6 protein-coding genes are annotated in these 6,250 nt (G+C 70.9%); 3 read left to right on the forward strand and 3 right to left on the reverse strand.

All coding sequences use genetic code 11. The features are described from left to right. Positions 1-119: 119 nt before the first annotated feature. The gene (locus tag QNJ12_RS23520) at positions 120-827 is read right to left on the reverse strand and encodes a hypothetical protein (protein ID WP_300626518.1); all 708 of its coding nucleotides are present in this window, start codon (positions 825-827) and stop codon (positions 120-122) included. A 68-nt stretch (positions 828-895) separates the two neighbouring features. Next, positions 896-1,810 carry a hypothetical protein gene (locus QNJ12_RS23525; protein WP_300626520.1) on the reverse strand — a complete coding sequence of 305 codons (915 nt, stop codon included), beginning with the start codon at positions 1,808-1,810 and terminating at the stop codon, positions 896-898. A 63-nt stretch (positions 1,811-1,873) separates the two neighbouring features. Between QNJ12_RS23525 and QNJ12_RS23530 the strand changes: the two genes are divergently transcribed. After that, entirely contained in the window at positions 1,874-3,118 is a 1,245-nt protein-coding gene (locus QNJ12_RS23530) for an acyl-CoA dehydrogenase family protein (RefSeq protein WP_300626522.1), read from the forward strand. A 100-nt stretch (positions 3,119-3,218) separates the two neighbouring features. Beyond that, the gene (locus QNJ12_RS23535; RefSeq protein ID WP_300626523.1) at positions 3,219-4,361 is read left to right on the forward strand and encodes a LysM peptidoglycan-binding domain-containing protein; all 1,143 of its coding nucleotides are present in this window, start codon (positions 3,219-3,221) and stop codon (positions 4,359-4,361) included. A 4-nt stretch (positions 4,362-4,365) separates the two neighbouring features. On the opposite strand, the gene QNJ12_RS23540 is transcribed toward QNJ12_RS23535, so the two are convergent. Then, a complete protein-coding gene (locus QNJ12_RS23540; RefSeq protein WP_300626525.1) occupies positions 4,366-4,992 on the reverse strand; it encodes a class I SAM-dependent methyltransferase in 627 nt (208 codons plus the stop codon). Positions 4,993-5,129: 137 nt separating this feature from the next. Between QNJ12_RS23540 and QNJ12_RS23545 the strand changes: the two genes are divergently transcribed. Further along, positions 5,130-6,250: bifunctional transcriptional activator/DNA repair enzyme AdaA (locus QNJ12_RS23545; protein WP_367281846.1), on the forward strand; the 1,121-nt coding region annotated here is incomplete at its 3' end.

Genomic DNA, 6,250 nt, shown 5'->3' on the forward strand with positions numbered 1-6,250 from the left:
GTCGCGCCCGGCATGAAAGCAAGTAGGGGGCAGGCCGACGGCAAGGTCGTCAGCCAGCTCCTGAACGCCCGCAAGGGTTGAGTCCGTCCGCGTCGCGCTCGGCGATGCCGGCGGCGTGCTCAGCGGGCGTCGATCGGTTCGTCGGCCCGGGCCATCACCCCGACGCCGTGCGTCGACGTGCCGCCCTGACGGCGGCGTGAGATCACGATCGCGGCGCCGGCGATCGTCGCGACGAGCAGCGCGCCCGCGAGGAGCTGTGCTGTCAGCGTCCCGTCGTCATCGGCTGCCGGAACCGTCGGGACCGGGTCGGCGTCCTCCCGGCTCGTCTCGGCCGTGACCTGTGGGACGGTGGCGAGTTCCGCACTGCCGGGCGGTGGAGCGACGTCCGTTTCGGCCACGGCGGGCTCGGCTCCGGCGACGGCGGGCTCGGCTCCGGCGGCGGGCTCGGCCACAGCCACGGCAGGGCTCGATGCCGGAGCTCGATCGTCGAGCTCGACGTAGAACGCCTCGAGATCACGGAAGAACCCGTCGTACGCCGCGAACTCGACAGCGGTCGGTTCGGCCTCGAAGCCGGCGAGGCGTGACCGCAGTTCGTCCACCCTTGCGAAGTCGTCAGCGGTGGCCTCGCCGAACACGCCGGCACGGAGGTCCCGCTCGAGCTGGTCGAGCTCGGCACCGAAGATCTCGACGTCGGTCAGCACGATCTCGATCGGGATCGGCCGATCCGGATCCGGCAGTGGCGGCGCGGCGGCGGCCGCGAGCGGAGCCGCGGCGGAGCAGGCCACCGCCGCAGCGGCGCCGACGAGGGCAGCGGTGATTCGAGCCATTCGCTCTGAGATCGGCGCGCGACCGCCGGTTCTTGAACGTTCCTTGACGGTCGAGACGGCGATCGACGTCAGAGCAGGCTCAAGAACTCGGCACCGACCGCCCGGTACGCGGCTTCGACCGGTTCGAGACGCTCCGGTGCGCGCACCATCCCGACGACCGATCCGCCCGACCCGGCGGAGTTCGTCGCCGCACCGTGCCCTCTGCCGACGTCGATGAGCTGCCGTTGCGGTGCCTCGATGTCGATGACCGCGGCCCGGATGTCGAACGACGCGTTCATCGCCCCGCCGAGCGCCTCGACGTCGCCCTCGTCGATGGCCGACGCGGCGCGGTCGGCCTGCTGGGCCAGTGCCGTCATCGCGGCGATCACCGACGGGTCGCCCGCGTCGTAGCGACGCCTGAGCGAACGGTGCACCGTGTCGCTGGGCCGTGCCGCACCGGGCAGCCAGGCGACGAACAGCGGGAAGTCGGTCGATGCCTCGATGGGACGGAACCCGACCGGATCGAACGTCATGGACACGGTTCGGTCCGCCGCCTGCACGAGACGATCCTGCAGGCCCGCCTCGATGCCGAGCCGGTCGCGCTCGATCGAGAGGGCGAGCTCGGCGAGCTCGATGATCGACCACTTGTGCCCGGTCCATTCCGCCATCGCTCGCAGCGCGGCGATGATGAGCGCACTCGAACCGGCCAACCCCACCGAGCGGGGAATGCTCGTCGACGCGCCGAGCGTGATCGACGGCAGCGCGCCCCGGGCCTCGGCGAAGCCCTCCGACGTCGCGGTGAGCAGTCGATGGAGGTCCCGATCGGAGGCGGCGACCCCGAAGCCGTCAGCTTCGGTGGCCGACGACATCGCCCGGAGATCGGTGATCGGCAGCGCGACGACCGCCCCGCCGTAGCCGTCGGACGGGTTGCCGGCCAGCGCAGCTCGCGCCGCACACGTGCTGGTGATGGATCGTCCCGTCGGCACCGCACGAATGACTACCACGCGTGCACGACGACGGGCGGCTCCGGTCGGTTCGTCACACGGCGCGCCACATACCGTGCGCACATGGACTTCTCGGTTCCTCCCGCGATCCAGCAGACGCTCGACGAGCTCGACGGGTTCATCGAGCGCGAGATCGTCCCGTTGCAGCAACAGGACGACAACAACCGGTTCTTCGACCACCGTCGCGAGTGGGCGCGCACCGACTGGGACAACGACGGCGTACCGCGCGAGGAATGGGAGGAGCTGCTCAGGGAGATGCGGCGCCGAGCCGACGCTGCCGGGTTCTTGCGGCTCGCTCTGCCCGCCGAGTTCGGTGGACGCGATGCGTCGAACCTCGAGATAGCGATCATCCGCGAGCACCTCGCCCACCGTGGCCTCGGCCTGCACAACGACCTGCAGAACGAGTCGTCGATCGTCGGCAACTTCCCGACCGTGTTGATGATGCGCGACTTCGGCACGCCCGAACAGATCGCCGAATGGATGCCCGGCTTCCTCGACGGCTCGCGCCGCCTTGCGTTCGGGCTCACCGAGCCGAACCACGGCAGCGACGCGACCTACCTCGAGACGACCGCGGGCCGTGACGGCGACGAGTGGGTGATCAACGGCGCGAAGCGGTGGAACACCGGCGTGCACCACGCCACCCACGACATCATCTTCGCCCGCACGTCGGGCGAGCCGGGCAGCCCGGTCGGCATCTCGGCGTTCCTCGTGCCGTGCGACGCGCCCGGCTTCGAGGTCGAGTTCTACTGGTGGACGCTCAACATGCCGAGCGACCACGCCGAGGTCTCGCTGACCGACGTCCGGGTCAGCGCCGACGCGCTGTTCGGGCGCCTCGATCACGGCCTCGAGCTCGCCCAGCACTTCGTGCACGAGAACCGCATCCGGCAGGCGGCGTCGTCGCTCGGCGCGGCACAGCACTGCATCGACGAGGCGGTCGCGTACGCCAACCAGCGGATCACGTGGGGCAGGAAGCTGTCGGTCAACCAGGGCATCCAGTTCCCGCTCGTGGAGCTGCACACGGAAGCCGCCATGCTCCGCCAGCTGATCCGCGAGACGGCCTGGCGGCTGGATCAGCAGCACCACATGGAGGTCACCCACCAGGTCGCGATGTGCAACTACCGCGCCAACCGCTTGGCGTGTGACGCTGCGGACCGGGCGATGCAGACGTGCGGTGGCGTGGGCTACTCCCGGCACATGCCGTTCGAGCACATCTACCGGCACCACCGGCGGTACCGGATCACCGAGGGCGCCGAGGAGATCCAGATGCGCAAGGTCGCCCAACAGCTGTTCGGCTTCGGCCGCACGTAACGACGCCCGTCTGCGGCACATGGGCCCGACGGGGGTGACCGGACAAGCTCGCCGGCCGTCGCTATCCTCGCTCGCCGGGCGAGGAAGGACCTGAAACGCAATGCTGGTTGGGGCAGAGCTGCGGCGTTCCGTCGCATCGTTCGTGACGTCGTCGGTGGCGACCGCGGCCGCCGTGGCGGTCGCCGTCGTCGTGACGCCGACGCCGGCGGTGGCCGGCTTCGCATGTTCGTCGGACGCGCCGACGTACACGGTCAAGTCAGGTGACGGGTGGTTCGCGATCGCCGATCGCGTCGAGGTCAGCGCGCGGTCGCTCGTCGAGGCGAACGGCGCGAGCCTCGCCGACCTGCTCGTGCCCGGCGACCGGCTGTGCCTCCCGCGCGACGCCGATGTCACCGGTGCGTGTGGGAGCACCTACACCGTGAGTGGGGGCGACGGCTGGTACCGGATCGCCGATCGCGCCGGGACGTCCGTGAGCTCGTTGCTCGCGGCGAACGGTGCGACCCTCGACCGCGCGATCCACCCAGGTGAGACCGTCTGCCTCCCCGACGGCGCCGCCGCAACGAGCGGCGAGACGAGCGGATCGAGCGCAGCGGGTGGAGGGACCTACACCGTGAGCCGTGGTGACAGTTGGTTCGGCATCGCGGCGAGAGCCGACGTGTCCGCACGTTCCTTGCTGGCCGCGAACGACGCATCGTCCAGCGACCTGATCGTGCCCGGTCAGGTGATCCGGCTGCCGGCCGGAGCGACGCAGCCGGCGTCGTCCGGCGCATCGACCCGGGGCTGGGTCGATCTCGACGCACTGCCGGTCCAGGGGCCGTGCTGGTACGCGGACACGTGGCACGCGCCGCGCAGCGGTGGGCGGCTTCACAAGGGCGTCGACCTCATCACGCCCTCAGGCGCGTACGTGTACGCCGTCGTCGACGGCCGGCTGACGAGTCGCATCTGGGATCAGCCGGGACGGCTGTCCGGCAACGCGTGGACGCTCACCGGTGACGACGGCACGTCGTTCTTCTACGCCCATCTCATCGACTTCGCGCCCGAGGTCCGCGTCGGCTCGCGTGTCGAGGCCGGTCAGATCATCGGCTGGGTCGGTTCGACCGGGAACTCCAGCGCGCCCCACCTCCACTTCGAGATCCGTCCGGGCGGGGGCGAGGCGGTCAACCCGTACCCGACCGTCCACGCCGCGGGCGGCTGCAACCGGGGCACGCCGTACCGCCAGCCGGGCGGGTGGATCCCGAGCTGACCCGTCAGCCGCTCGGCAGGTATCGGGCGACGAGCACGGCGAGGTCGGCCGCCACCCGGATCTCGGTCGTGCACAACTGAGGATGCGTCAGCCACCGGAGGCGGCCCTCGTCGGGCTCGCCGCGGAATGTCGGCGGCCATGTCACCGCCGGCGTGACGTCGTCGAGCGTCATCGTGCCTCCCGGTGTCAAGACGGTCGCAGGATCGACCAGCTCGTCGGAGGGATGCTTGCCCGACCCCGGACCGCCGTCGTGCACGAGGAGGTCGAACGGACCGCGGCCGAACAGCTCGCTCGCGTCGGCGCACACGATCTCGATGTTGTGATGGTCCTCGAACAGCCGCTGGGCGGCGGCCGCCCGTTGCTCGTCGAGCTCGTAGCTGACGATTCGCGTCTCGGGATGTGCGGCCGACTGCATCCATGCCACGCCAGCGCCCGTGCCGGTGCCGGTCTCTCCGATCGAACCACCGGGTGGGACACCCCCGGCGAGGGCAGCGAGCAGGCGTCCGATCTCCGGACGCACGCAGAACTCGAAGCCGACCGCCTCGGCGGCTGCGACGGCCGACGACACGAGATCCGGCAGGTCTCCACGCCTCGCTGGGTCGCGATACGAAGCGGTGCCCCCGAGCGACATCCTCCGATTGTCCCAGAACTCGGGTGGCGGACCTGTCAGCGGAAATCGGACGGCGCATCGCGGTGTCCGATTTCCGCTCGACCGTGCTGCGGTGCTCCGGCATGATGGTGCCCGTGACCGACACCCTCGACAGTGCGATGCAGCTCGACGCCGACCGCTGCTACCGCGCCGCGCAGAGCCGCGATGAGCGCTTCGACGGTTGGTTCTACATCGCCGTCCGCACGACGGGCATCTACTGCCGGCCGAGCTGCCCGGCGATCACACCGAAGCGCACGAACGTCGACTTCTACCGCACCGCAGCGGCCGCCCAGCAACGTGGGTTCCGGGCGTGCAAGCGGTGCCGGCCCGACGCCTCGCCGGGGTCGCCGGAATGGGACCTGCGCAGCGACCTCGTCGGCCGTGCGATGCGGCTGATCGCCGACGGCGTCGTCGATCGCGAGGGCGTGGCCGGCCTCGCCGGTCGGCTGGGCTACAGCAGCCGGCATCTCAACCGCATCCTCACCGACGAGCTCGGCGCAGGACCGCTCGCGTTGGCCCGAGCCCAGCGTGCGCAGACCGCACGCACGCTGATCGAGACGACGGCACTGTCGATGACCGACATCGCGTTCGCGGCCGGCTTCGGCAGCGTGCGGCAGTTCAACGACACGGTGCGCGAGGTGTTCGCCTCGGCGCCCGGCGACCTCCGACGACGGAACCGCGTCTCGGCTGCACCGGAGTCCGGCACCGTTCGTGTCCGGCTGGCGACCCGCGGCCCGTTCGCCGGGCGGCAGCTGCTCGAGTTCCTCGGGGCACGTGCCGTACCCGGCGTCGAGTCGTGGGACGGTGCCACCTACGAACGCTCGCTCGATCTGCCGAACGGTCACGGCGCAGTCGCGATCGGTCTCGCCGACGATCACGTCGACGCAACGTTCCGCCTCGTCGACTGGCGCGACCTCGCCCCGGCCGTCGGTCGTGTCCGCCGCCTGCTCGACCTCGACGCCGACCCGATCGCGATCGACACGGCATTGTCCGGCGACCCGGCGCTCGCCCCGCTCGTTGCTGCGACGCCGGGTCTCCGCGCAGCGGGTTCGATCGCTCCGACCGAGACGCTCGTACGAGCGATCGTCGGGCAGCAGGTGTCGGTCGCCGGCGCCCGAACCGTCACCTGCTGCCCGACGATCGCTCGTACGAGCGTCTCGGTCGGAGCGATCGAACCCGCTGCGCGGAGACCCGGCGTCGCAGCAACGAGCGGGGCGAGCGCCGGGTCGCCGGACAATGC

Source organism: Ilumatobacter sp. (assembly GCF_030065885.1).
Lineage (GTDB): Bacteria > Actinomycetota > Acidimicrobiia > Acidimicrobiales > Ilumatobacteraceae > Ilumatobacter.